The following is a 23356-nucleotide window of genomic DNA, read 5'->3' as shown; positions in this document are numbered from 1 at the left end:
GGGGTGGCTGTGCGAAGGTGGTCGTGGCGGTCGTTTCTGCTCCCCCCCCCCCCCCCCCCCCCCCCCCCCCCCCCCCTTCCCCCCCCCCGGTGCGCGGTGCCGTCAGTTCCGGCGGTAGCCTCCGCCCGACCCGCGGCCGGCGGCGATGCCCGACACATGGAGGGCGAGGAGCATGAGGCCGAGCAGCATGACGTTGCCTGACGCGAACACGTCGTTGGTGGCGATGTCGGCCGCGTTGATCAGGAACGCGATGAAGAACAGTACTGCGGCGGCTATGCCGAGCATGAGAGGTGCTCCTTCCGGGCGATGACCTCCGTATGCCCCCGGCGCCCGGACGTAGGCCCCCGCCGCGCCCTCTACTTTCGGCCACGGCGCGCCGGGGCGCGCGAGGCCGGGGCGGAGCCGTCATTCGGCGGCGTGGTCGGGGTGCCCCTCGGTCCGCCGGGCCTCCTTCATCTCGGCCTCGTAGAGGTGGTCGCGGCCGTCGGCGAGCTCCTGCCTGATCCGCCGCTCGACGGCGCGGAACGGCTCGTAGTACGTGGCGTTGTACTCCTCGACGATCTGGAACGTCCAGTGGCCGGGGATGACGTTGCGCCCGAGGATCTCGCGGGCGACCTGGTCGGCCTGCGGCCCGTGCCCCGCCTCGCGCAGCAGGCGGACCGCGTCGTCGAGGGCGAGGTCGGCCGTGCCGGTGAGCTGGTGGAAGTCGTAGAGCGCGCCGCGGGCGCGTTCGGCCGTCTCCAGCGCCTTGGAGAGCGCGCCGAGCGCTTCGACGGTCTCGTCGGTGACGCCCTCGGGACGCTGGTGCCGGGGGTCGGGCGGGCGGGTCTCGGCGTTCATGGGCCTCCTTGCCGTCATGCGGGCGACGTTGCGGTTCCCCCTTCCTACCCCGGACGGCGTCCTTCGTGCCCCGCTCCGCCCGGACGGACCACGGACCGCTCCGCCGCCCTCCGGAGCCTGCCCCGGCGCGTCAACGTTCGCGCCGGGGCTTCCCCGGTAGGGGGCGGGTGTGACACGGGGCACTACCGCATCGTTTTGCGCTCCCTTTACTATGGGCTGCGCGGGTTCTGCCCGTTTCCCACCGCCGGTCCCGACGGACCGAACAGAGAGAGAAGGAGCTGCGGTCCCGCAATGGGTGAGCCTCCCAGTACGAACCGTGTCATCCCCACCCCGGCGCACCAGGGGACGGAGGTGACACGGTGAGCGAAGTGGTCCTGCTCCTCCTCGCCCTCGGGCTGACGCTCGCCTGCGCGGTGTTCGTCGCGGCCGAGTTCTCGCTGACCACCATCGAGCGCAGTGAGTTGGAACGCGCGGCACAGGCGGGTGAGCGCGGCGCCGAGAGCGCGCTGAAGGCGGCCAAGCGGCTCACCTTCCAGCTCTCCGGAGCCCAGCTCGGCATCACCGTGACCTCCCTGGTCATCGGCATGTTGGCCGAACCGTCCCTCGCCGTGCTGCTGCGCGGCCCGCTGGGGGCCGTCGGCCTTCCGGCCGGGGCCGTTTCCACGGTCGCCACGCTCCTCGGCGTGGCCGCCTCCACCGTCGTCCTCATGGTCGTCGGCGAGCTGGTCCCCAAGAACTGGGCGATCTCCAACCCGCTGGCGGTCGCCAAGGTCGTCTCCGGGCCGCAGCGGGTCTTCACGGCCTGCTTCGCCCCGCTGATCCGGCACCTCAACAACACCGCGAACCGCGCCGTACGGCGGCTGGGCCTGGAGCCGGCGGAGGAGCTGGCCTCGGCCCGCACGCCGCAGGAGCTGATCGCCCTCGCCCAGCACTCCGCCCGCGAGGGCGCCATCGAGCAGGACTCGGCCGAGCTGTTCGTCCGCACCCTGCACCTGGCGGAGCTGTCCGCCGAGAACGTGATGACGCCGCGCGTGGACGTGCGGGCCGTGGAGGCGCGTGCCACGGCCGCCGACGCCGCCAACCTCACCCTGGCCACCGGCCTCTCCCGGTTCCCCGTCTACCGCGACAGCCTGGACGACGTCATCGGCACCGTCCACATCCGCGACGTCCTCGCCCTGGACGAGTCCGAGCGGGCCCGGACCCCGGTGACGGCGCTGGCCACCGAGCCGCTGCTCGTGCCGGACTCGCTCCCCGTCGACCGGCTGCTCGCGCACCTGCGCAAGCACCGCACCATGGCCGTGGTCATCGACGAGTACGGCGGAACGGCGGGGGTCGCCACCGTCGAGGACATCGTGGAGGAGGTCGTCGGCGAGGTGCGCGACGAGCACGACCCCCACGAGCGCCCCGACCTCGCGCCGGTCGAACCGCTCGGCGACGGCCGCCCCGTGTGGGAGGCCGAGGGCAGCCTCCGCCTCGACCAGCTCGACCGGATCGGCTTCCGCGCGCCGGAGGGCCCGTACGAGACGCTCGCAGGCCTCCTCGCCACGCGGCTGGCCCGCATCCCCGTCCGCACGGACCGGCTGGACGTCGACGGCTGGCAGTTCGACGTGCTCGACATCGAGCACCACCGGGCCGACCGGGTCCGCATCACCGCGCCCGCCCCGACGCCGGCCCTCGTGAAGGAGGACGCCCGATGACCGCGCTCCAGCTCGCCATCGGCGCGCTCACGCTCCTGACCAACGCCTTCTTCGTCGGCGCGGAGTTCGCCCTCATCTCGGTGCGCCGCAGCCAGATCGAACCGCACGCCGTGCAGGGCAGCCGCCGCGCCAGGAGCGCCCTGTGGGGCCTCGAGCACCTTTCGGCCGCCATGGCCACCGCCCAGCTCGGCATCACCATCTCCTCGCTGGTGCTGGGGGCCGTCGCGGAACCGGCCATCGCCCATCTGCTGGAGCCGCCGTTCGACGCGGTCGGCGTGCCGGACCCGCTGGTCCACCCGATCGCGTTCGTCATCGCGCTGACCCTGGCGACGTACCTGCACATGCTCATCGGGGAGATGATCCCCAAGAACATCGCGCTGGCCGCCCCGGTCGCCACCGCCCTGGCGCTGGGGCCGTCCCTGGTGGCCCTGACACGGGCGCTGCGCCCGGTCATCTTCGGCATCAACGCCTTCGCCAACACGCTGCTGCGGCTGCTCAAGGTCGAGCCCAAGAACGAGGTCTCCTCGGTGTTCACCGACGACCAGCTCGTCCGGCTGGTCAAGGACTCCAGCGACGCCGGACTGCTCGCCCCCGCCGACGGCGAGCGCCTGCGCGACGCCCTGGAGCTGGGGACCCGGCCGGTCGGCGAGGTGATGGTCCCGTTGAACCGGATCATCACCGTCGACCTCGGCATCACCCCGCAGGGCCTGGAGCGGGCGGCGGTCTCCTCGGGCTTCTCCCGGCTGCCGGTCACCGGACCGGACGACGGCATTCTCGGCTACCTCCACATCAAGGACGCGCTCGGCGTCGCGGAGCGCACCAAGCCGCTGCCGACGAGCGCCATACACCCCGTCATCCGGGTCGAGATCGACACCCCGCTCGACGACACCCTCACCGCGATGCGTGCCGCGGGCACGCACCTCGCCGCCGTCGCCGGCGGCCGGGGCACGGTCATCGGCTTCGTGACGATGGAGGACGTCCTGGACGAGCTGGTGGGGGCCGCCGCGGTCTGACCGCCCCCGCAGCCCGCATCCGCCGCTCCGCCCCATGGCGCGGCAGCGCACGAGGCGGCCCGTCGCGCTCCCCGCGCGGCGGGCCGCCTCCGTGCGTCCCGCCCGACCGGGCCCGTACGCGCCCAGCCCCAGCACGTAAACTCGCCGGATGGCCAAGTACTTCGACGTGCACCCCGCAAACCCCCAGCCGCGCACCATCAGCACGGTGGTCGACAGCATCCGCTCCGGTGCGCTCGTCGCGTACCCGACCGACTCCTGCTACGCGCTGGGCTGCCAGTTGGGCAACCGCGACGGCATCGCCCGCATCCGGTCGATCCGCCACCTCGACGACCGCCACCACTTCACGCTGGTGTGCCGCGACTTCGCGCAACTGGCGCAGTTCGTCCACGTGGACAACGACGTCTTCCGTGCCATCAAGGCCGCGACGCCCGGCAGCTACACCTTCATCCTCCCGGCGACGAAGGAGGTGCCCCGCCAGTTGCTGCACCCGAAGAAGAAGACGGTCGGCGTGCGCATCCCCGACCACGTGGTGACCCAGGCGCTGCTCACCGAACTGGGCGAGCCGCTGCTGTCCAGCACCCTCCTGCTGCCGGACGAGGAGGAGCCGCTGACGCAGGGCTGGGAGATCAAGGAGCGGCTCGACCACGAGGTGGACGCCGTGCTGGACTCGGGCGAGTGCGGGACCTCCCCGACGACGGTCGTCGACTTCTCCGGCGGCGAGGTCGAGATCGTGCGCCGCGGCGCCGGGGACCCGGCCCGCTTCGAGTAGTCCGCTCCGCTGGTGGGGCCGCTGCCCCGTCCGGGTGGCGCGGGGCACTCGCCGGGGCCCTCCTGTCCGACCCGTGGTCCGGGATACGCGGTCGCGTGCGCGGCGGCGGGAGAGTGGTGGGCATGACGGGTGAGCGACTGCGGTTCGACGGATGGATCGCCGGTGCGGGGACGTCCTCGGGCGTCCGGTTGGTCGTGGGGCACTGGCCGCGCTCCCCGTTCGGGCCGTTCAGCGACGTCATGGTCGAGCGCGCCGACGGCGAGCGCGTCCTGCTCGCCCCCTCCCGGACCGTCGCGGACTTCGTCGCCGCCACCTACCGCTTCGACCGGATCGAGGTGGTCCCCGTGGCGGTCGCCGTCTCCCGCGACGCCTGGCTCGTGGAGGCGGGCCCGCTGCGCCTGCGGCTGCGCGTCGGCCGGCGGACCGCGCTCGGGCTGCTGCTGTCCGCCGTGCCGGCCCCCCTCGTCCGCAGCCCCCTCTGGGCACGGCTCTGCGACGTGCCGGCGCGGCTGCTGATGCCCGGCGTGCGCACGGTGGGAAGCGCCGGTTCCGGGCGGCGGGAGTGGTACGGGGCGCGCGGCCTGCGCTCCGTGCGGGACGCGGACGCCGCCTGGGACGGCGTGGGGCTGGGTGCGCTCGCCCCGCTCGACCCGCCCGTCTCCTTCGGGTTCGGGTCCGCCCCGCGCAGGCCCTCCGTCGTCCGCGTCACCACAACGGTGGAACTGCGAGCGGCGCCCCGCTGAGCGGCCGGGCACGCCGCCGGGGGACGGCGGCGTGCGGAGCGGCGGTCCGGGATCGGCCGGGCCGGGGATGCGAGCCCGGTGGGCGCGTCGCAGGGTGGACCCATGGCGAATCCCCCGATCGTCATCCACCGGCCGACCCCTTCGGGCGGCCGCCGGGTGACCGTGCACTACGAGGGCCGGGACGAGATACTCGGGCTGGCCCACAGCGACGGCGACGTCATCGTGTTCCTGGCCGAGGCCGGTCTGGAGGAACCGGAGCGGATTCTCGACAACCCGGTCTGGGTGGAGTGGCGGGGCGGGCGGGCCCACCGCTATGAGGCGGCCTGAGCGCCTGTACGCCCCGGAGGCGCGCCGCGCCCGCCCCGCCGTCACCGCCGCAGGCCGTCGAGGATGGCCGACACGGTCTCCTCCGGCGTCTGGTCGGTGGTGTCCAGCCACAGCCCGACACGCGGCGTGCGGGTCCGCAGGTACGTGTCGAACGCCTCCACCGTCCAGTCGCCGTACCCCTTCTTGGCCCGCGTCCGCTCCCGCTCGCGCACGGCCTGCGGCGAGGGCGCGAGGACGACGAGGTGCAGCGGGCGGGTGCGCACCTCGTCCGCGAACCGGGTCAGGTCCTCGCCGAGGACGATGTCCTGGACGACCGCGGTCCAGCCGTCGTCCGCGTAGGCGTCGGCGACCAGGGCCGAGATCCGGCGGCGCAGATCGAGTTGTCCCCGCGCCGCCGCCGTCTCCTCGGGCGTCATGTCGGCGCGGCCCGAGACGATCATGCGGCGGAAGGCGTCCCCGCGCACGTGGACGGCCCGCGGCAGGCGTTCCGCCAGGAGTTGGGCGACGGTGGACTTCCCCGAGGCCATCACTCCGGTGATCAGCACGACGCAGGGGCCGAGGTCGGCGTCCACGCGGCTCTCCTCTCCGTCGGTGTGCCGCCGCCCGGTCATGCCGTGCCCACCGGGGTGCTCTCCCCGTTCTCCAGCAGGTCGCGCACCTCCTCGGCGCTGGTCTCCGTGAACCGGTCGGTCAGCAGGATCCAGCGGGTGATGCCCGCGGACTCGAGGAACGCCAGGTCGTGCCCCGCGATGACGAGGGCGCCCTCGTAGGACTCCAGGGCCGTGGTCAACTGCCGCACGCTGGCCAGGTCGAGGTTGTTGGTCGGTTCGTCCAGCAGGAGGAGTTGCGGCGCGGGGGCGGCGAGCATCGTCGCCGCGAGGGCGGCCCGGAAGCGCTCGCCGCCGGAGAGCGTGCCGGCCGGCTGCTCGGCGCGGGCCCCCTTGAAGAGGAAGCGGGCGAGCTGGGAGCGGATCTGGTTGTCGGTGGTGCCGGGGGCCGTGCGGGCGACGTTCTCCGCGACGCTCAGCGTGTCGTCGAGGACGTCGAGCCGCTGGGGCAGGAACTTCAGCGGGACGAACGCCTCGGCCTCGCCGGAGCGCGGCGCCAGTTCTCCGGTCAGTGTGCGCAGCAGGGTCGTCTTGCCCGCCCCGTTGCGGCCGACCAGGGCGATGCGCTCGGGTCCCCGCACCTGGAGGCTGCCCTCGCGCAGCCGCCCGTGGGCGAGGCTCAGGTCCCGTACGGTCAGCACCGTGCGGCCGGCCGGCACCGCCGTGTGGGGCAGGTCCACCCGGATCTCGGCGTCCTGGCGGATGGCCTCGGCGGCCTCCTCGCGGCGTTCGCGGGCCTCGTCGAGGCGGTCCTCGTGCAGCCCGCGCAGCCGGTCGCCCGATTCCTGGGCGGAGCGTTTGCGTTCGCCCGCGACGATGCGCGGGGCGCGCCGCTGGGCGTCCAGCTTCTTGTCGTGGCGCTGGCGGCGGGCCACCTTGGTGCGGGTCTCCTCCAGTTCGCGCTGCTGGCGCCGTACGTCGGCCTCGGCGGCGCGCAGGGTGCGCCCGGCCGCCTCCTGCTGGGTGGCGAGGGCCTCCTGGTAGGCGGACCACCCGCCTCCGTACCAGCGCACCGAGCCGGAGCGCAGTTCGGCGATGCGGTCGACGCGTTCCAGGAGGTCCCGGTCGTGGCTGACGACGATGAGGATGCCGGTGCGCCAGGAGTCGACGGCGTCGTGGAGCCGGCGGCGGGCGAAGAGGTCCAGGTTGTTGGTGGGTTCGTCGAGGAGGAGGACGTCCGGGCGTTCCAGCAGGAGGGCGGCCAGGCGCAGCAGGACGGTCTGCCCGCCGGAGAGCCGGCCCACGGTGCGGTCCAGCTCGATGCCGTCGAGTCCGAGGGAGCCGAGCGTGGCCAGGGCGCGTTCCTCGACGTCCCAGTCGTCGCCGACCGTCTCGAAGTGCTCCTCCCGTACGTCTCCGGACTCGATGGCGCGCAGGGCGGCTCGCCGTTCGGCGATGCCGAGGGCGGCGTCGACGCGCAGGTCGGTGTCGAGGGTGATGTTCTGGGGCAGGTAGGCGAGGTTCCCGCCGATGGCGACGGAGCCTTGGGCGGGGCGCAGCCGGCCGGCGAGCAGGCGCAGCAGGGTCGACTTCCCGGCGCCGTTGGCGCCGACCAGACCGGTGCGGCCGCGGGGGACGGTGAGGGAGAGGCCGTCGAACAGGCGGGTGCCGTCGGGCCACTGGTGGGTGAGGTGGGAGACGGTCGCGGAGGCGCTGGGCGCGGTGGGATGGCTCATGTGGTTCTCGCAGTCGCGGAAGCGGGAGGGGCGGGGGGCTTCGTATGCGAACAGCACGCGGCGACCGGGCCGGGAGGGGAGGTGGGTGAGCGGTCCTGTGAAAGGCGGGAACGGCTCAGCACCGAGGTCGCATCCACGCGGGAGCCACGGGCGGCAGAGATGCCGACAGCGTCGTGACCGTGTACGGGCCAGGGCCGTACCGCGCGATGATCGCGGACCTCAGATGCGCAACGTCCACCTCTATCGGAGACGACAGGACCCCGCCAGCGTAACCGAGCCTCCCGCGGGGCGTCGAGGTCTTTTCTAGGGGGCGCTCTGCGGCGAGGGGGCCGGGGCGGCGGGCGCGGGGGCCGCCCGGTCGTCGTCACCGCCCGCCGGCGTACGCGGCGCGGGCAGCCGGAGGCCGGGCGGTACGACGGGGCTCCTGCGGATGGCGAGGGCGCCGAGGACGGCGGCGAGGGCCGCCAGGGCGAACCCGTAGGGCGGGGTGGAGCCGGTGGGGTGGGTCTCGTAGACGAGCGCCGCCGACAGGACGGTCAGGACGGCGGTGGCGCGGCCGTAGTGCTCGGTGGCGGCGACGACCGCCATGCCCCACAGCAGGTACCAGGGCTGGACCATGGGCGAGAGGGCCACGAGGGCGAGCAGCGCGAGGCCCAGAGCGTGCACGGGCCTGACCGCGCCCGTCATGGAGCGCCGGGCCAGCAGGACGATCAGGACGAGCGCGGTCGCCAGGCCGAGGGTCTGGACGGCGGACTTGACCGGCACGGGGTCGACGCCCGCGAGCAGCCGCAGCAGTTCGCCGAGTGCGAGGCCGAGGTCGCTGGGGACGGAGAGGGCGGTGTGGATGTTGGCGGCGACGCCCTGGGTCGTCAGCCAGCCGAAGCCGGTGCCGCTGATCAGTGTGGCCCCGCCGGCGACCGCGCAGGCCGTGAGGCCGGGCGCGAGGAGCCCCTTGGCCCAGCGGCGGGTCCGGGAGCCGGTCGCGGACGCGTGCACGAGGACTCCGATGAACAGGAGCGCCACGGCCGCGGGGGACTTCACCATCATGGCGAGCCCGACGAGGGCGCTGCCCGCGGCCCACCGGCCGCGCAGGGCGAGCACCAGACCGGCGAGCATGAGGCCGATCATCAGTCCGTCGTTGTGCATCCCGCCGACCACGTGCATCAGCAGCAGCGGGTTGAGGGCTCCGAGCCACAGGGCGCGGCTCTCACCGCGGCCGTGCTCGCGCGCCAGGCGGCGCAGGCCCCAGACGATCAGGACCAGCGAGGCGAGGGAGATGAGCCGCATGGCGAGGACGGCGGGCACGATCGTGCCGCCGGTGGTCCGGGCGACGGCGGCGGACAGCAGGAGGAAGAGCGGACCGTAGGGGGCGGGGGTGTCGCGCCAGTGGTGGCCGACGCTCGCGGCCGCGTCGCCGCCGATGCCGGCGGGGTCGAGGGAGGAGGGGCCGACGCTGTAGACGTCGTGCCCTTCCAGCACCATCGCCCCCTGGGCTATGTAGCTGTAGACGTCGGCGCTGTAGAGCGGGGGCGCGAGCAGCAACGGCGCCGTCCACCAGGCGAGGGTGACGAGGGTGTCGCGGACGGACACGGCCCTCTTGCCGTACTGCCACCAGGCGACGAGGAGGACGGTCAGCCCGGCGTACGCGAGGACGGCCGCGGCGGTACGGACGGCGGACCCGTGGTCCGTCCACAGGCCCCAGGGGTCGTGGGCCGGCAGCTTGCCGGAGAACCAGCCGCCCGCGGCGATCGCCAGGGAACCCGCCGCACCCGTCCAGCGGTGCCCGACCGCGCTCAAAGCCCACATGACGGGCCAACCTATCGGACGGCCGGCCTCCTCCCGCACCCCTCCCCGGCTTCCCGGAACCGGGGCGCCCGCCCCGACGCGCGCGGGTGCGGGGCTCCACCGGCGGTGCGGTGGGGCGGGGCGGCTCGGAGGCCGCCGCGCCGTCGGCCGTACCGGTCGCCGGCCTCCGCCGGTGCGCCGCAGACGCCCCGACCGGTCCGCCGCGCCGTCACCGCACGTCGCCGCGCCAGTCCCACTGGTGGCTGTCCGGGGCACGGGGGCCGTACTCGGCACGGCCCCCCGGCCCGTAGGCGCCGATCTCGGTGACCAGTCCCACCCCGTCGCGCAGCTCCGCCTCGCCCCAGCCGGTCACGTCCAGCAGCAGTCCGTCGAGCGGTCCGCCGACCAGCTCGCGGTAGTCGTGCCCCGGCCTCGGGCCGGGGTGGGGGTCGTCGTGATCGGCGCCGTACACCCGTCGCTGCCTCATCAGCTCGTCCATGCGGGCAGCATCCCACCGAGCACTGACAACGGCTCGGTACGGGCGTCCATCCGGCCACCGCAGGCGGCCGTGCCCCCCCCTGGTGTCCGGCCCGCCCGACCGGCCGCCGGCGAGGCCGCGCGGGCGACCGCCCTTCCGGGGCACGCTCCGCAGATGGCCCTGCTCCCCTCCCGGCCCCGCTGCTGGAACGGTTCGACGCCGCCCGCGCGCCGTGGCCGCGTCGGAGTCCGCGTGCGCGGCGCGGCACGCGGCCCTGCTCGACGCCGTCGGCCACAGCACGTACCCCGGCGGAAGCGGTGCGGAGGGCCCGTTCGTCGAGGTCGTCCGGTGGGTGAAGCAGGAGGCGCCGCACCATTGCGGCGGGATCACCCCGCTCCGCGGCCGGCCCTGACGGCCGGTGTCCGGTCGCCGCTCCGGCACGCCCGCCGTACGATGCAGAGACGCACGCACCGGGGAGCAGCCCATGGACCGGCGTCGGCCTTCCCGCTCGGACAGCGCCGAGGACCTGCTCAACACGTTGCACAGCCTCACCGCCCGTGCCCGGCGGGAGGTGGAGTTCCACCGGGCGAGGGTGGAGCTGGCGCAGGCCCTCCAGCGCGAGATGCTCCCGGTGTCCCTGCCCGCGCTCCCCGGCCTCCAGTCGGCGGCCCGCTACGCGCCGGCACGCAGCGGCCTCGACATCGGCGGCGACTGGTACGACGGCTTCGCGCTCGCGGACGGCGCCCTCGGGTTCGCCATCGGCGACGTACAGGGCCATGACGTCGAGGCGGCCGCGTTCATGGGACAGGTGCGGATCGCGATGCGGGCCATCGCCGCCACGGCGTCCGATCCGGGCGACATCCTGGGCCGGACCAACGACCTGCTGCTCTCCGTGGACTCCGGGCTCTTCGCGACCTGCACGTTCCTGCGGTTGGACCCTGTGACCTGGGAGTTGCACAGCGCCCGCGCCGGACACGTGGCCTGCGTCTGGGCCACCGCGGACGGGCGGTCGGGCGTCACGGAGGACGCGGGCGGTATGCCGCTGGGCATCGGCCCCGGCGAGGCGTACCCGGTGACCCGGCGCGTCCTCGAATGCGACGGCGTGATCGTGCTGCTCACGGACGGGGTCGTGGAGGGCCCCTCGCTGCTGATCGAGGACGGCCTGGACCAGGTCCGGCGGCTGGTCGCCGAGCACGCGGGGGCGAGCGCGGAGCTGCTGGCCGACGCCGTCCTGGACGTGTCGGAGCCCACAGGGCACGAGGACGACGCCGCCGTGCTCGTCCTGCGGCACGACGCGGCCCGCCGGCCGCCGCGTTGACGCCGCGCCGCGCGTGTCACCCGGCGCCTCCGACGGGGCCGGTGTCTGATGAGGGCTGTGATCCGCAGCGAGGAAGCCAGACGCCGGGCCCGGTACGCGGCACAGGTCCTGGGCGTGGCCGCCGCCTACTACCTGTCGGGTCGGCTCGGGCTGACGCGGCAGGTGGTGCTGGACGGCGCCGTCGTCACACCGCTGTGGCCGCCCACCGGCATCGCGCTCGCCGCACTGCTGACCCTGGGCGTACGGGTATGGCCGGGCATCGCGCTGGGCACGCTGGCCACCGTCGCCGGCATCGGCGACTCCTTCGACACGGGCCGCCTCGCCATCATGCTCGGCAACACGGCCGCCCCGCTCGCCTCCTGCTGGATGCTGCGCCGGGCGGGGTTCCGCGTCGAGCTGGCCCGGTTGCGGGACGGCGTCTGCCTGGTCTTCCTCGGCGCGTTCGCCGGGATGCTGATCAGCGCGACCGTCGGCGGTCTGACGCTGCTGTTCGAGGACAAGGTTCCGCCGGGCCGGTTCTGGCTGGTCTGGTCGTCGTGGTGGGCGGGGGACGTGATGGGGGTGCTGGTGGTCGCCCCCGTCCTGCTCGTCCTGCGCCGGGCGCGGCGGCCCCGGTTGAGCGACCGGTGGCCGGAAGCCTGCGTCTTCGCGGCGGTCGTGTCGGCGGTCTCGGTGATCGCGACGCGCAGTCCGCTCTCGATGATCTACCTGGTCTTCCCCGTGGTCGTCTGGGGAGCGCTGCGCTTCGAACTGGCGGGCAGCGCGCCGGCCGCGCTGGTCGTCTCGGTGCTCGCCGTGCTCGCGGGCACGGACGCGCTGGGCCCCTTCGCGGGCCACAGCCTGATGGAGATCATGGTGAACCTGACGCTGTTCAACGGGTCGGTGGCGCTCACCGCGCTGCTGCTCGGGGCGATCGTCGCGGAGCACCGGAGCATCCGCCGCGAGACGGAGTACGCCGTCGAGGAGCTGGAGGCGCTGGTGGAGCAGCTCGCCCCGCTGCCGAAGGCCGCCCCGGCGCGCCCCGCCTACGGGCAGGGCCGCCTCGGCGGGGGCTCGCACCGGGACCGCTGAGCGCCCGGACGGGGCTCGGCCGAGGGTGCGGGGGGCAGAGGTCAGTACGGCAGCGGACGGCCGGACGGGGTGCGCAGGTCCAGCGGCGGCGGCCCGGACGGGGGCGGGGGACGCCGGACGACGACTCGGATGCGGCCCATTGCCGTCACCTCCTCATGGTCACCGGTATCTGCCCAGTAGCCGCGGGTTCACACGTCCCGCCGCCGCCCGTGGCTGCGGGCGGACCGTGCGCACGCCGGCGCGCGGATGCGGGGCGGGCCGGGTGCGGTGACCCTGGACGGGTGGGGGCGCCGAGCCGAGGAGGAGACGCATGTCCGTGCTGGACAAGATCAAGAAGATGCTCAAGGGCCATGAGGACCAGACGAGCAGGGGCATCGACAAGGCCGGAGACATGATCGACGGCCGGACCGGGGGCAAGCACCGGAAGCATGTCGACACCGCCCAGGACAGACTGAAGCGGCAGTTCGGGACGGACCGCGACCAGGGCGGGCCGCCCCGCACCTGAACCGCGCCGCCGGGGGGGGGGGGGGGGGCCCCCCCCCCGCCCCCCCCCCCCCCCCCCCCCCCCCCCCCCCCCCCCCCCCCCCCCCCCCCCCGCCCCCCCCCCCCGAGCCGGTGGTGCGCAACGGGGGCGGTCGGCGGATTCTTGTTATCGTCCGGCCCGCCCCGCATCTCCCGAGTGTGGGCAGTGACAGCACCGGACCGTGGAAGAGTGAGCACAGCATGGGCGAGGACCAGCCGACAGCCTCCTTGGTCGCCGAGGCGCGGAGCGGCGACCGGCGGGCCAGGGACCGGCTCGTCGCGGCGTACCTGCCGTTGCTGTACAACGTGGTCGGACGTGCGCTGGAGGGGCACGCGGACGTCGACGACGTGGTCCAGGAGACGGTGCTGCGCGCACTGCGCGGCCTGCCCGAACTGCGCGACCCCGAGCGGTTCCGTTCCTGGCTGGTGGCGATAGCCATGAACGAGATACGCCGGCACCGGCGGGAGCGGCGGACGGACGCCGGGCCCGCCGCCCCGCTGGACCGCGCGTACGACCTGCCGGACCCGCGCGCCGACTTCGTCGAGCTGACCGTCCTGGAGCTCGGACTGAGCGGTCAGCGACGGCAGGCGGCCGAGGCGACGCGGTGGCTGGACGAGGACGACCGGGCCCTGCTGTCCCTGTGGTGGCTGGAGGCCGCCGGGCACCTGACGCGGGCGGAGGTGGCCGCCGCGCTCGAACTCTCCCCGCAGCACACCGCCGTACGGGTCCAGCGGATGAAGGCCCGGTTGGACACGGCGAGGGCGGTGGTGGGCGCGCTGGCGACCGAGCCGCGGTGCGTGCTGCTGGTGGACGTCGTCGCCGACTGGGACGGCGTCCCGTCCGCCCTGTGGCGCAAGCGGCTGGCCCGCCACGTCCGCGACTGCACGGTGTGCTCCGGGCACGGGTCGGGGCTGGTGCCCGCCGAGGGCCTGCTGGCGGGATTGGCCCTCGTGCCGATGGCGGCGGCCGGGGCGGGCCTCGCGCCGGAACGGTTCTCCGCGGCCGCGTATCCGCGGGCGTCCGGGGAGGACGCGGCCGGGGCGGGGCGCGCCGGGCGCAGGCGCGCCAGGACGCGGCGGCGCCGCCGCACCGTTGCCGTCGCCGCGGTGGTCGCGGTCGCGGCCCTGGGCACCGGCGGGGGCGCGGTGCACCTGTACACCGACGACGGGGAGCGGGAGGCGGGCGCCGTCACCGCGGACGCCCCGGCGCACCGTGCGGACTTCGCCGCGCCCGTCCCTCCGTCCCCGAGCGCGTCGAGGCCCCCGACCGCGTCCGCGTCGCCCGAGGCGTCGCCCACGGCGTCGCCCTCCGCCTCCCCGTCGCCGAGCCCGTCGCGCACCCCGGCGGCCCGGCCGGAAAGAAGCGCCCCGGCGTCCTCGCCCAGCACCGCGCCGCCGGCCCCCGAGCGCCCCTCCCCCGCGCCCGCGCCCCGCGCCGCGGCGGGGGTCGCCGGGGAGGTCGCCGAGCTGGTCAACGCGGAGCGGGCGAAGGAGGGATGCGGCCCGGTGCGCGTCGACGAGTTGCTGTCCGCGGCGGCGCGGCGGCACTCCGCGGACATGGCGGCCCGGAACTACTTCTCGCACACGTCGCCGGAGGGCGCGGGACCGGGCGAACGGATCAGCGCGGTCGGATACCGGTGGACCACCTACGGCGAGAACATCGCCAAGGGGCAGCGGAGTCCGGCGGAGGTGATGCGGGCCTGGATGGACAGTCCGGGGCACCGCGCGAACATCCTCAACTGCTCCTTCGAGGAGATCGGCGTGGGACGACACGACTCCGGCGGCGGTCCGGTGTGGACGCAGAAGTTCGGGGCCCGTTGAGCGGTGGCGGGCGGATCGGCCGGGCCGGCCGTCGAACCGGGAGGCGTCCGCGCGGAACGGCCGAGCCGTAGGATGCGCCGGTGATCGCCGAACTGGAGTGCGTGGTGCTCGACTGCCCCGACCCGAGGGAACTGGCCCGTTTCTACGCGGTGTTGCTGGGCGGTGAGACCGACCGTCCCGACCGCCGGTGGGCCTGCGGCGCGGACTGGTCCACGCTGCACACGCCCGGCGGGCTCGTGCTCGCCTTCCAACGGGTGGCGGATCACCGGCCGCCGGACCGGCCCGATGGAAACGTGCCCCAGCAGCTCCATCCGGACTTCGCCGTCGCGGATCTGGAGGCGGCCCACGGGCAGGTCATGGCGGCCGGAGCCTCCCTGCTGGACGCCGGGGACGGGCAGCGCGGTTGGCGCGTGTACGCCGATCCCGCCGGGCACCCGTTCTGCCTCGTACGGCACTGAGCCCCGACGGGCCCTCCGGTGGCGCCACGCGGGTCGCGCGCGCGTCCGGGCGGGTCAGCGCTGGAGCAGCGCCAGCACCGCGCAGAAGCCGGCCGCCGCGCCGATCGCCCCGGCCGTCACCGCGACGCAGCGGGCCCGCAGGCGTGCGTAGCGCTCGCCGTACTCCTCGCGCAGTTCGTCCGCGCGGGCGCGGACGCGGGTGAGCGACTGCCGGGAGACGGCGACCCGGTCGGCGAGGTACACCCGTTCGACGTCCTCGCGCTGGGCGGTGGTCAGCCAGGGCAGTCGATCGGTGAAGCGCCGCGCCTGCCGACGAGCGCCCTCGATCTCGGCGTTCCACAGCAGGAAGCCCTCCAGTCGGGCCAGCCCCCGGACGCTCTCCTGGTCGGGCTCCACGCGCTCTCCTTCTTCCCGCTTCCTGTGGCGGCTCGTCGACGGTCCGACGGCGTTGTGGGCCGCATTCCCGCGCGCTTTCGCCGTTCGTCCGACCCGCGCATTCCCTCCGGCCGACAGCGAAGCCGACAGCGAATACGGCGGGCGCCGGGAAAAGCCGCTGCCGCGTGGGAGGGCGCCACCCGTCACGGCGCCGTTCCTGCGCTCGACGGCCCCCGCGCGTTCGGCGTCCAGAATGGCCGCCCGGCGATCGGGGCGGTGGGACATCCGCCCCGATCCGGCGGGACCGACCGGCAAGGACACCCGCCTGGCCCATGCCGTACGACGTGTTGCCGGTCCGCCGCACCCCGAGCCGGAGAACAACGTCCGGACGGGGTCCGGATATTTCCTCACAGCCCTGGAATTTCACTGTCGGGGCCTGAGTTGAGGAACCGACAGAACCACCCGACAGCACATCGGAAAGCTTCGAAAGGTCCCCATCATGAAGATCGGCATCATCGGCGCGGGCAACATCGGCGGCAATCTGACACGGCGTCTGACCGCTCTCGGCCACGAGGTCGCGGTCGCCAATTCCCGCGGCCCCCACACGCTGAGCGCCCTCGCCGAGGAGACGGGGGCGACGCCGGTGACGGCGTCCGAGGCGGCGCGGGGCGCCCGCGTCGTCGTCGTCACGATCCCGCTCAAGGCCGTGCCCGACCTGCCCGCCGGTTTCCTGGACGGCGCGGCGGAGGACGTCGCGGTCATCGACACCGGGAACTACTACCCGCAGCAGCGCGACGGCCGCATCGCCGCCATCGAGGACGGCCTGGCCGAGAGCCGGTGGACGGAGCAGCAGATCGGCCACCCCGTGGTCAAGGCGTTCAACGGGACGTACGCCCAGGACATCCTGGACCGGGGCCGTCCGCAGGGCGCACCCGACCGGCAGGCCCTTCCGGTGGCCGGGGACGACGCGGCGGCCAAGCAGGTCGTGCGCGACCTGATCGACGAGCTGGGCTTCGACACCGTCGACGCCGGGGGCCTGGACGAGTCCTGGCGCCAGCAGCCCGGTACGCCGGTGTACGGCAACCGGGGCGGCGTCGACGCCATCGTGAAGGCGCTCGCGGAGGCGTCGCCGGAGCGTACGGCGGACTGGCGCGCCTGACCCCGGCGCACCCCGTTCCCGCCCTGCCCCGGCGCGTCCGGGCGGGGACCGGCTCGCCTCCGGGCGGCCCTTCGCGGAGCGGAAGGCCCTTCCGGGACCGGCCGGCGCCCCTCCCCGCCGGCCTGCTCGCACGTAGGGTGGGCGGCGCGGGATGGCGGCCGCACGGTCCGGCCTTCTCCTGGCAGTGGTCCGACATCGGCCGTGGAGAAGGAGTCATGCCGTGTCCCGCACCATGTCCGTCGAGGACGGCATCGTCATCGACGCCCCGCCCTCGAAGGTGTACGACCACGTCAGCGACCCCACGGCGATGGGGCGGTGGAGCCCGGAGAACCGGGGGGCGACCGTGCGGGGCGGTCGGCGGGACGCGTACGTCGGCATGGTCTTCGACGGCCGCAACAAGCGCGGGCCGATCCGCTGGACGACGCGGTGCACGGTGACCGCCGCCGATCCGGGCGAGCGGTTCGCCTTCCGGGTCCACGCCATCGGGCTGCGGCGTCCTCGGCTGCCGGGGCCGATCGCCACCTGGGAGTACCGCTTCGAGGCGGTGGAGGGAGGGACGCGGGTCACCGAGACCTGGACCGACGACCGACGCTCCTGGCCGGATGCGCTCGCCAACGCGTTCGATCGGGCCGCGACGGGCGGGACGACGTTCGCCCAGTTCCAGCGCGGCAACATACGGACGACCCTCCGACGTCTCAAGGCGGCCCTGGAGGCGTCGGCTTCAGGGCCCGCCGCCGGGTGAGGCGGGGGCGGCTCCGGGTCGCCCGGTCGGACACGGGGCGGCGCGTCCGTGCGCCGGTCGCCGCCGTCAGGCCGTCCAGTGCGCCGGTCGGCTCAGGGCGTCGGGAAGGGCCGTTCCGGCGTTGCCCTTGGCCGCGTTGATCTGGGCCTGGGTGAGGAACAGGCTTCCGGTGAGGTTCGCGTCGCGCAGGTCGGCGTCGCGGAAGTCCGCCCCGATGAGGTCGGCCAGGCGCAGGTCGGCGCCGGTGAGGTCGGCGGCGATCAGATACGCGCCGCGGAGATCCGCTCCCCGGAGGTCGGCCCCGCGCAGCCGGGCCCCGATGAGGTCGGCGCCGCGGTGGTCGCGCTTCTTGCGGCGGGGCGCGGCGGCCCTGACGAGTTCGCTGGTACGCCGGAGCAGAGCGGACACCCGGCCCCGGTGGGCGGCGACGTCGAGTTCCGCGAGGTCGACGGCGGGGCGCGCGGTGTGCCGCTCCGTGGCCTCCAGGGCGCGGCGGATCTCCGGGTGCAGAGGGCGGGCGGCGGGGAGCGCCAAGGCCTCGGTGAGATACCACAGGAGTTCGTGGAGCTGGCGCATCACGGGGAACACCTGGAACATCTGGGCGGCGGTGTCGGGCGAGGAACGCCAGTCCCGGCCGCCGTACGTCTCCTGGGACACCTTCTGACCGGCGCCGAAGCAGTCGTACACCGTGCAGCCGGGGAAGCCCTCGGTCCGCAGTCGGGTGTGGATGCCGCAGCGGAAGTCGTCCTGGAGGTTGCGGCAGGGCCGACCGGCTTCCTTGTCGATCGCGAAGTCCGACGAGGCGGTCAGGGTGAGGGCGACGCAGCAGAGCGCGAAGCAGTTGGCGCAGTCCGCGCGCAGGGTCTCCCGTGCGGTCTCGGGCACGGCGGTCGGTTCGTTGAGGGGCACGGATTCGGGTCCTCGCGTGGATGGCGGCGCGTAAGGCTCGGCAGCGAAAGGGCCCAGTTTACGAGACGGCGGTACGGGCCGCTCCGGACGTGCCCGATGGCGTTCGCCTGCTCCCCCGCGTCGCGCGCGTACGTGTTCGCCCTTGTGCCGCGCTCGTGTTCCTCCGGGGGGGCGCACGGGCTCGGGTCGGCCGGTGACGGGGCCCGTGTTCCGACGGGTGGCCGGGACCGGCTTCAGGGGACGACGCGTCGGCGCACGCGTCGTCCCCCGTGCACACTGGGCGCGTACGCATCACGAGGGGGGACCCATGGGCGCCGAGGAGAGCAGCGGGTTCGAACCGGCCACCGGTGACGGACCACCGGCCGCCGGACCCGCCGCGGCGCGGACGGCCTCGGTGCGGGCCGCCTTCGAGGGTCTGCTGCAGATCCGCCGCCTCACCGGTGCGGGGCGGCCCGATCCCGAGGCCGTGCCGGCGCTGTGGGAGCTGAACCGGCCGGTGCGGGCCGTGGCGTTGGCCCTGGAGAGCGCGGGGACCCCTCCGTCCGCCGTCGACGCGTCCGGGCGCCGGGTCGCGGTCGGGTACCGGGTGCTGGAGGGCGAGTCGGCCGGGTCGGTGCGGGTGGAGTGGGCCGGCCCGCCCGGCAGCGGTGCCGCGCACGGCGAGGAGGAGGCGTTGGCCGGGTGCGCCGCGGTTCTGCGCGGGCTCGGTTGGACGGTGCTGCTCTACCGGGGCCCCCGCCGGCGGCGTCACCTGGAGGTGGAGCCGCCGAGGGGGTGGTCCGGAGGCCACGGGCCCGTCCAGGGCGGCGTTGTCAGACCCATGGGCGATGCTTGACGGTCCGACACCTCTGACGAGGAGATGCTGAGATGGACAAGGACGAGCTGGCCGCGGCGCAGGCGTACGTCCGCCTGCTGGAGGCCACCCGTGCGGCGCTCGCGGACCCGGACGCGGCCCCGGTGTATCTGCCCCTGCTCGCCTCGCCGATGCGGGAGGCCGATCACGCCCTGCGCAGCGCGGGTCTGACGGGCAACGAGGACAAGCTGTTCGCGCTCGTTCGCGCCCTGCAGCCGAGCCTGTCCGGCAGCGACAGGTAGGGAGCGGGGCCGCGTCCCGGTTCGCGGGCGCGTCTGTGTCCGGTACGGCCGCTGACCTGGATGTACCTCCGGCCGGACCCCCGCCCTCGAAGAGGGCGTCCGCTCGGTCGGCGGTGCTCGTGCGGGGCGCGCGCTCCGGTGAACGTCGTCGGGGCGGTCGGGCGGGGTGACGCGGAGGGGCGCTCCCGCCCGTCCCGGCGGTGGGGCCCGGCCCGCGCTCGGCCGGCGGGCACGGGGCCGGTCGCCCTACAGGGTGGGGCGCGGCGTCGGGCCGGACGCGAGGCCGAGTTCGCGCGCCTCGGGGCCGAGCGGCGCGAAGAAGCCCTCGACCTGCCGGTCCTCCACCTCCGCGAGGGTGGCCGGCTTCCACCGCGGGTCGCCGTCCTTGTCGATGATCCGGGCGCGTACGCCCTCGACGAAGTCGTGCTGTTCGACAGCCCGGCTGGAGACGCGGAAGTCCTGGTCGAGGACGGCTTCCAGACTCGCGAGCCGGCCCGCCCGGCGGACGGCGGCGAGCGTGACCTTGAGGGCGAGGGGCGACTTGGTCAGGAGTTCCGCGGCGCTCTCCACCGCCTCGGGGGCGCCGCTGTCCCGCAGCCGCCGGACGATCTCCTCGACGGTGGGCGCGGCATAGCAGGCGTCGATCCATGGGCGCTGGGCGGCGAGCGCACCGCTGGGCGGCTCCGTGGCGAAACGCCGCACGACCGCGGCCACCTCGGCGGGTGTGGCGGGCGCCGACAGGGCGTCGACCAGGGCCGCCAGCCGCCCGGCCGGCACGTAGTGGTCGGCCAGGCCGCACAGCAGGGCGTCGGCCGCGCCCACGGAGCGTCCGGTGAGCGCGAGGTGCGTGCCCAGTTCACCGGGCGCGGCGGACAGCAGCCACGTCCCCCCGACGTCCGGCACGAAGCCGATGCCGGTCTCGGGCATGGCGACGCGCGAGCGCTCGGTGACGACACGGATTCCGGCGTGGGCCGACACCCCGACGCCGCCGCCCATGACGATGCCGTCCATCAGTGCGACGTACGGCTTGGGGAACCGGGCGACGCGGGCGTCCAAGCGGTACTCGTCACGCCAGAACCGCAGCGCCGCAGCGCCGCCGGAGGCACGGGCGTCGTCGTGGAGGGCGCGGATGTCGCCGCCCGCGCACAGGCCCCGGTCGCCCGCGCCGGTCAGCACCACCGAGACGACCTCGTCGTCGTGTTCGGCACGGGTCAGGGCCTCGTCGAGCCGGCGCACCATGGTGTGGCTGAGGGCGTTGAGGGCGCGGGGGCGGTTCAGCGTGATGCGCAGGCAGCGGCCGCGCGTCTCCAGCAGGACGGATCGGTCGTCGTTCATGCTCGGACTCCGCTCGGTGGGCTCGTGGACAGGTGGGCGCGTGGGCACGCGGCCTTGCGCGCGCCGGGAGCCTGGAGGGTCCGGGGCGGCGGGCGTCCGTCCCGGCGGTCGGGGGCGATCTGTGCCCGCCATTCTGCGGTCCGCGCACCAGGCGCCGGGACGGCGGGGGCCTCCTGTGAGGCGAGGGGGCTCTGTGCGCCCTGGTGAGGCGCACGGGACCGTGAGCCGCTGTGGCACTCCGGTGCCGGGGGCTCGACAATTGAGGCCTATGGGGTGCGCCGACGCACGGCCCGCCGGACGACCTCCGGAGCAGGAATGACCGACGACGAACGGCGGCAGGACGCCGAAGGCTCTCCGCCCCGCCAGGCCGACCGGACCGACCGGACCGACCGGACCGACCGGAGGACCAACGGCGAGATCCGGCCGACGGAACGGCTCGCCATGAACCGGACCGGCAGCTTCGACTGGGATCTCGACACCCGGACCGTGGACATCGACGAGGCCGGGATGATGGTGTTCGGCGCGGACCCCGCGACGTTCGACGGCCGGCCGGGGACCCTGCTGGACCACCTGGAACCGGCGGAGCGGGCCCGGCTCGACGTCACGATCGACGAGGCCGTCACCAGCGGCGAGAACTCCTACAGCGTCCACTTCCGCGTACCGCTGGAGGACGGCGCCACCCAGTGGACCCATGTCCAGGCACGCATCCTGCGCTCCAAGGACGGGAGGGCGCACCGGATCGTGGGGATCGTCCGGGACGCGACGGCGGAAGTCACCCATTCGGCCTTCGTCCTCGACCTGGAGAAGCGGCGGCAACGCCAGACCGACATCGTTGAACGCACAACGAGAGCGATGTCGCGTGCTGTCACCGTGGACGATGTGACGGCCGCCCTCACCGGTCCCGGCGGGCTGGCCCCGCTGGGGGCGGACGGGGTCGTCCTCGGGCTCGTGGAGAACTCCTCGGTGAACGTCGTCGCACTCGGCGGCGAGTCGCTGGAGGCGCTCGACGGGTTCGGCTCGGGGGCTCTGGACCGCGAGCTGCCCCTGACGGACACGATCCGCAGCGGGCGGCCGCGCTTCATCACATCCCTGTCCGCGCTGGCCCGGCGGTATCCGGAGCTGGAGCCTCATCTGGGCAAGCTCGGGTTCCGGGCCGCCGCCTACCTCCCGCTGGTGGCCCAGGCCCGGTCGCTCGGCGGCCTCGCGCTGTTCTACCGCGAACGCACGGTCTTCAATCCGGACGAGCGCATTCTGTGCCTGGGCCTCGCCGCCATCGTCGCCCAGTCCCTGCAGCGGGCGATGCTCTTCGACGAGGAGCGGGAGTTCGCCACCCAGCTCCAGTCCGCGATGCTCCCCTCCCGGATACAGGAGATCGAGGGCGGCGAGATCGCGGTGCGCTACCACGCCGCGTGGAGCGGTCGGCAGGTCGGCGGCGACTGGTACGACGTGATCCCCCTCCCCAAGAGCCGCTACGGGCTGGTCGTCGGGGACGTCCAGGGGCACGACGCCCACGCCGCCGCGATCATGGGCCAGTTGCGCATCGCCCTGCGCGCGTACGCCGCCGAGGGGCACCCGCCGGCCACCGTACTGGCTCGGGCCTCCCGCTTCCTCGCGGAACTGGACACCGACCGCTTCGCCACCTGCACGTACGCTCAGGTGGACCTGGTCTCGGGTTCGGTGCGGGTCGTCCGGGCCGGCCACTTCGGCCCGTTGATCCGCCACGCGGACGGGCGGGTCGGCAACCCGCAGGTGCGCGGCGGGCTGCCGCTGGGCATCTCCACGGATCTGCAGGACGAGGAGTACCCGGAGACCCGGCTCGATCTGGTGCCCGGCGAGACCTTCGTGCTGTACACGGACGGTCTGGTCGAGGAGCCCGGAGCCGATCTGGACACGGGGGTGGACGCGTTGTGCCACGAGGTGGGCGTCGGCCCCGCGGAGGCCGAGGCGCTGGCCGACCACCTGTCGGAACGCCTGTGGGAGCGGTGGGGGGCGGGGGACGACGTCGCACTCCTGGTCCTGCGCCGGTCCCCCGACATGGGGTCCTCGCACGCGCCCCGGCTGCACCAGTACATCCATCAGGCGGACCCGGAGGGGCTGTCGGACGCCCGCCGGTTCGTGCGCCAGGCCCTCGCGGACTGGGGCCTGGCCTCGTTCGCCGACGACGCGGAGCTGGTCACGGGTGAACTGCTGGTCAACGTGTTGCTCCACACGGAGGGCGGGGCCGTCCTGACGCTGGAGGTGCTGCCCGAGCCGGTGCGGCGCATCCGGTTGTCGGTCCAGGACCGCTCGAGCGCGTGGCCCCGACGGCGTACGCCGGGCGAGACCTCGACGTCGGGCCGGGGGCTGCTGCTGCTCGACGCGGTGGCGACGCGGTGGGGCATCGAACCCCGCGGCGAGGGCAAGGCCGTGTGGTGCGAGATCGGCCCTCCCGCCCCGCCGACCGCGCCACCGCCCATGAGCGCGGGGAAGTGAACCCGTCGCACGGGTGGCGACGAACAGCGAGGGGTGGGGGGGGGGGGGGGGGGGGGGGGGGGGGGGGAGGCGGGGGGGGGGGAGGGGGGGGGGGGGGGGGGGGGGGGGGGGGGAGGGGGGGGGGGAAAACCCCCCCCCCCCCA

At 74.8% G+C, this 23356-nt stretch carries 25 protein-coding genes; 16 read left to right on the top strand and 9 right to left on the bottom strand.

Going from position 1 to position 23356, the window contains the following annotated elements; genetic code table 11:
- Nucleotides 1-102 precede the first annotated feature (102 nt).
- Nucleotides 103-285, bottom strand: a complete 183-nt coding sequence (locus ACZ6EJ_RS26015) for a hypothetical protein (RefSeq protein ID WP_469270449.1) — start codon at nucleotides 283-285, stop codon at nucleotides 103-105.
- A 120-nt stretch (nucleotides 286-405) separates the two neighbouring features.
- Nucleotides 406-840 (bottom strand): hypothetical protein, encoded by a 435-nt coding sequence (locus tag ACZ6EJ_RS26010; RefSeq protein ID WP_469270447.1) that lies wholly within the window; start codon nucleotides 838-840, stop codon nucleotides 406-408.
- 359 nt (nucleotides 841-1199) lie between these two features.
- On the opposite strand from ACZ6EJ_RS26010, the gene ACZ6EJ_RS26005 reads away from it, so the two are divergent.
- From ACZ6EJ_RS26005 to ACZ6EJ_RS25985, 5 genes are all read left to right on the top strand, one after another.
- On the top strand, nucleotides 1200-2537 hold the full coding sequence (locus tag ACZ6EJ_RS26005; RefSeq protein ID WP_469270445.1) for a hemolysin family protein: 1338 nt from the start codon (nucleotides 1200-1202) through the stop codon (nucleotides 2535-2537).
- The gene (locus ACZ6EJ_RS26000; protein WP_469270443.1) at nucleotides 2534-3550 is read left to right on the top strand and encodes a hemolysin family protein; all 1017 of its coding nucleotides are present in this window, start codon (nucleotides 2534-2536) and stop codon (nucleotides 3548-3550) included. Before ACZ6EJ_RS26005 ends, ACZ6EJ_RS26000 begins: the two co-directional genes overlap by 4 nt.
- Before the next feature lie 148 nt (nucleotides 3551-3698).
- Nucleotides 3699-4319: an L-threonylcarbamoyladenylate synthase gene (locus ACZ6EJ_RS25995; protein ID WP_469270442.1), complete on the top strand. Its 621-nt coding sequence runs from the start codon at nucleotides 3699-3701 to the stop codon at nucleotides 4317-4319.
- A 122-nt stretch (nucleotides 4320-4441) separates the two neighbouring features.
- Nucleotides 4442-5062, top strand: a complete 621-nt coding sequence (locus ACZ6EJ_RS25990) for a hypothetical protein (protein WP_469270440.1) — start codon at nucleotides 4442-4444, stop codon at nucleotides 5060-5062.
- 102 nt (nucleotides 5063-5164) lie between these two features.
- A complete protein-coding gene (locus ACZ6EJ_RS25985; RefSeq protein ID WP_469270439.1) occupies nucleotides 5165-5389 on the top strand; it encodes a hypothetical protein in 225 nt (74 codons plus the stop codon).
- 41 nt (nucleotides 5390-5430) lie between these two features.
- On the opposite strand, the gene ACZ6EJ_RS25980 is transcribed toward ACZ6EJ_RS25985, so the two are convergent.
- From ACZ6EJ_RS25980 to ACZ6EJ_RS25965, 4 genes are all read right to left on the bottom strand, one after another.
- On the bottom strand, nucleotides 5431-5916 hold the full coding sequence (locus ACZ6EJ_RS25980; protein WP_469270454.1) for an AAA family ATPase: 486 nt from the start codon (nucleotides 5914-5916) through the stop codon (nucleotides 5431-5433).
- Nucleotides 5917-5996: 80 nt separating this feature from the next.
- The gene (locus tag ACZ6EJ_RS25975; protein ID WP_469270452.1) at nucleotides 5997-7673 is read right to left on the bottom strand and encodes an ABC-F family ATP-binding cassette domain-containing protein; all 1677 of its coding nucleotides are present in this window, start codon (nucleotides 7671-7673) and stop codon (nucleotides 5997-5999) included.
- Nucleotides 7674-7976: 303 nt separating this feature from the next.
- Nucleotides 7977-9479 carry a polyprenol phosphomannose-dependent alpha 1,6 mannosyltransferase MptB gene (gene mptB, locus ACZ6EJ_RS25970; protein WP_469270437.1) on the bottom strand — a complete coding sequence of 501 codons (1503 nt, stop codon included), beginning with the start codon at nucleotides 9477-9479 and terminating at the stop codon, nucleotides 7977-7979.
- Between the two features lie 208 nt (nucleotides 9480-9687).
- Nucleotides 9688-9957 (bottom strand): hypothetical protein, encoded by a 270-nt coding sequence (locus ACZ6EJ_RS25965; RefSeq protein ID WP_469270436.1) that lies wholly within the window; start codon nucleotides 9955-9957, stop codon nucleotides 9688-9690.
- Nucleotides 9958-10168: 211 nt separating this feature from the next.
- Between ACZ6EJ_RS25965 and ACZ6EJ_RS25960 the strand changes: the two genes are divergently transcribed.
- The 6 genes from ACZ6EJ_RS25960 (at nucleotide 10169) to ACZ6EJ_RS25935 (ending at nucleotide 15126) form a co-directional block, all read left to right on the top strand.
- Nucleotides 10169-10348, top strand: a complete 180-nt coding sequence (locus ACZ6EJ_RS25960; RefSeq protein WP_469270435.1) for a hypothetical protein — start codon at nucleotides 10169-10171, stop codon at nucleotides 10346-10348.
- Nucleotides 10349-10420: 72 nt separating this feature from the next.
- Nucleotides 10421-11254 (top strand): PP2C family protein-serine/threonine phosphatase, encoded by an 834-nt coding sequence (locus ACZ6EJ_RS25955; RefSeq protein ID WP_469270434.1) that lies wholly within the window; start codon nucleotides 10421-10423, stop codon nucleotides 11252-11254.
- Nucleotides 11255-11311: 57 nt separating this feature from the next.
- On the top strand, nucleotides 11312-12325 hold the full coding sequence (locus tag ACZ6EJ_RS25950; protein ID WP_469270450.1) for an MASE1 domain-containing protein: 1014 nt from the start codon (nucleotides 11312-11314) through the stop codon (nucleotides 12323-12325).
- 310 nt (nucleotides 12326-12635) lie between these two features.
- On the top strand, nucleotides 12636-12830 hold the full coding sequence (locus tag ACZ6EJ_RS25945; protein WP_469270433.1) for an antitoxin: 195 nt from the start codon (nucleotides 12636-12638) through the stop codon (nucleotides 12828-12830).
- Nucleotides 12831-13048: 218 nt separating this feature from the next.
- The gene (locus tag ACZ6EJ_RS25940; protein ID WP_469270432.1) at nucleotides 13049-14668 is read left to right on the top strand and encodes a sigma-70 family RNA polymerase sigma factor; all 1620 of its coding nucleotides are present in this window, start codon (nucleotides 13049-13051) and stop codon (nucleotides 14666-14668) included.
- An 80-nt stretch (nucleotides 14669-14748) separates the two neighbouring features.
- Nucleotides 14749-15126, top strand: a complete 378-nt coding sequence (locus ACZ6EJ_RS25935; protein ID WP_469270431.1) for a VOC family protein — start codon at nucleotides 14749-14751, stop codon at nucleotides 15124-15126.
- Nucleotides 15127-15180: 54 nt separating this feature from the next.
- Here the strand turns inward: ACZ6EJ_RS25935 and ACZ6EJ_RS25930 are convergent, their stop codons facing one another.
- Nucleotides 15181-15522 (bottom strand): hypothetical protein, encoded by a 342-nt coding sequence (locus ACZ6EJ_RS25930; RefSeq protein WP_469270429.1) that lies wholly within the window; start codon nucleotides 15520-15522, stop codon nucleotides 15181-15183.
- A gap of 478 nt (nucleotides 15523-16000) precedes the next feature.
- Here ACZ6EJ_RS25930 and ACZ6EJ_RS25925 point away from each other — a divergent pair, with 478 nt between their 5' ends.
- Together ACZ6EJ_RS25925 and ACZ6EJ_RS25920 are read left to right on the top strand one after the other, a co-directional pair.
- Nucleotides 16001-16660, top strand: coding sequence for an NADPH-dependent F420 reductase (locus ACZ6EJ_RS25925; protein ID WP_469270428.1), 660 nt, complete (start codon nucleotides 16001-16003; stop codon nucleotides 16658-16660).
- 220 nt (nucleotides 16661-16880) lie between these two features.
- Nucleotides 16881-17402, top strand: coding sequence for an SRPBCC family protein (locus ACZ6EJ_RS25920; RefSeq protein ID WP_469270427.1), 522 nt, complete (start codon nucleotides 16881-16883; stop codon nucleotides 17400-17402).
- Nucleotides 17403-17468: 66 nt separating this feature from the next.
- Here ACZ6EJ_RS25920 and ACZ6EJ_RS25915 read toward each other — a convergent pair whose 3' ends face one another.
- A complete protein-coding gene (locus ACZ6EJ_RS25915; protein WP_469270426.1) occupies nucleotides 17469-18311 on the bottom strand; it encodes a pentapeptide repeat-containing protein in 843 nt (280 codons plus the stop codon).
- A gap of 307 nt (nucleotides 18312-18618) precedes the next feature.
- Between ACZ6EJ_RS25915 and ACZ6EJ_RS25910 the strand changes: the two genes are divergently transcribed.
- Both ACZ6EJ_RS25910 and ACZ6EJ_RS25905 read left to right on the top strand, forming a co-directional pair.
- Nucleotides 18619-19146 (top strand): hypothetical protein, encoded by a 528-nt coding sequence (locus ACZ6EJ_RS25910; RefSeq protein WP_469270424.1) that lies wholly within the window; start codon nucleotides 18619-18621, stop codon nucleotides 19144-19146.
- 32 nt (nucleotides 19147-19178) lie between these two features.
- On the top strand, nucleotides 19179-19406 hold the full coding sequence (locus ACZ6EJ_RS25905; protein WP_469270422.1) for a hypothetical protein: 228 nt from the start codon (nucleotides 19179-19181) through the stop codon (nucleotides 19404-19406).
- A 246-nt stretch (nucleotides 19407-19652) separates the two neighbouring features.
- Here ACZ6EJ_RS25905 and ACZ6EJ_RS25900 read toward each other — a convergent pair whose 3' ends face one another.
- Entirely contained in the window at nucleotides 19653-20741 is a 1089-nt protein-coding gene (locus tag ACZ6EJ_RS25900) for an enoyl-CoA hydratase/isomerase family protein (protein WP_469270420.1), read from the bottom strand.
- A gap of 315 nt (nucleotides 20742-21056) precedes the next feature.
- Here ACZ6EJ_RS25900 and ACZ6EJ_RS25895 point away from each other — a divergent pair, with 315 nt between their 5' ends.
- Nucleotides 21057-23213: a SpoIIE family protein phosphatase gene (locus tag ACZ6EJ_RS25895; RefSeq protein WP_469270419.1), complete on the top strand. Its 2157-nt coding sequence runs from the start codon at nucleotides 21057-21059 to the stop codon at nucleotides 23211-23213.
- Nucleotides 23214-23356: the final 143 nt, after the last annotated feature.

The organism is Streptomyces sp. NPDC041970 (assembly GCF_055588985.1).
The sequence above is the reverse complement of the archived record's forward strand: the minus strand, read 5'-3'. Positions and strand labels throughout refer to the sequence as shown.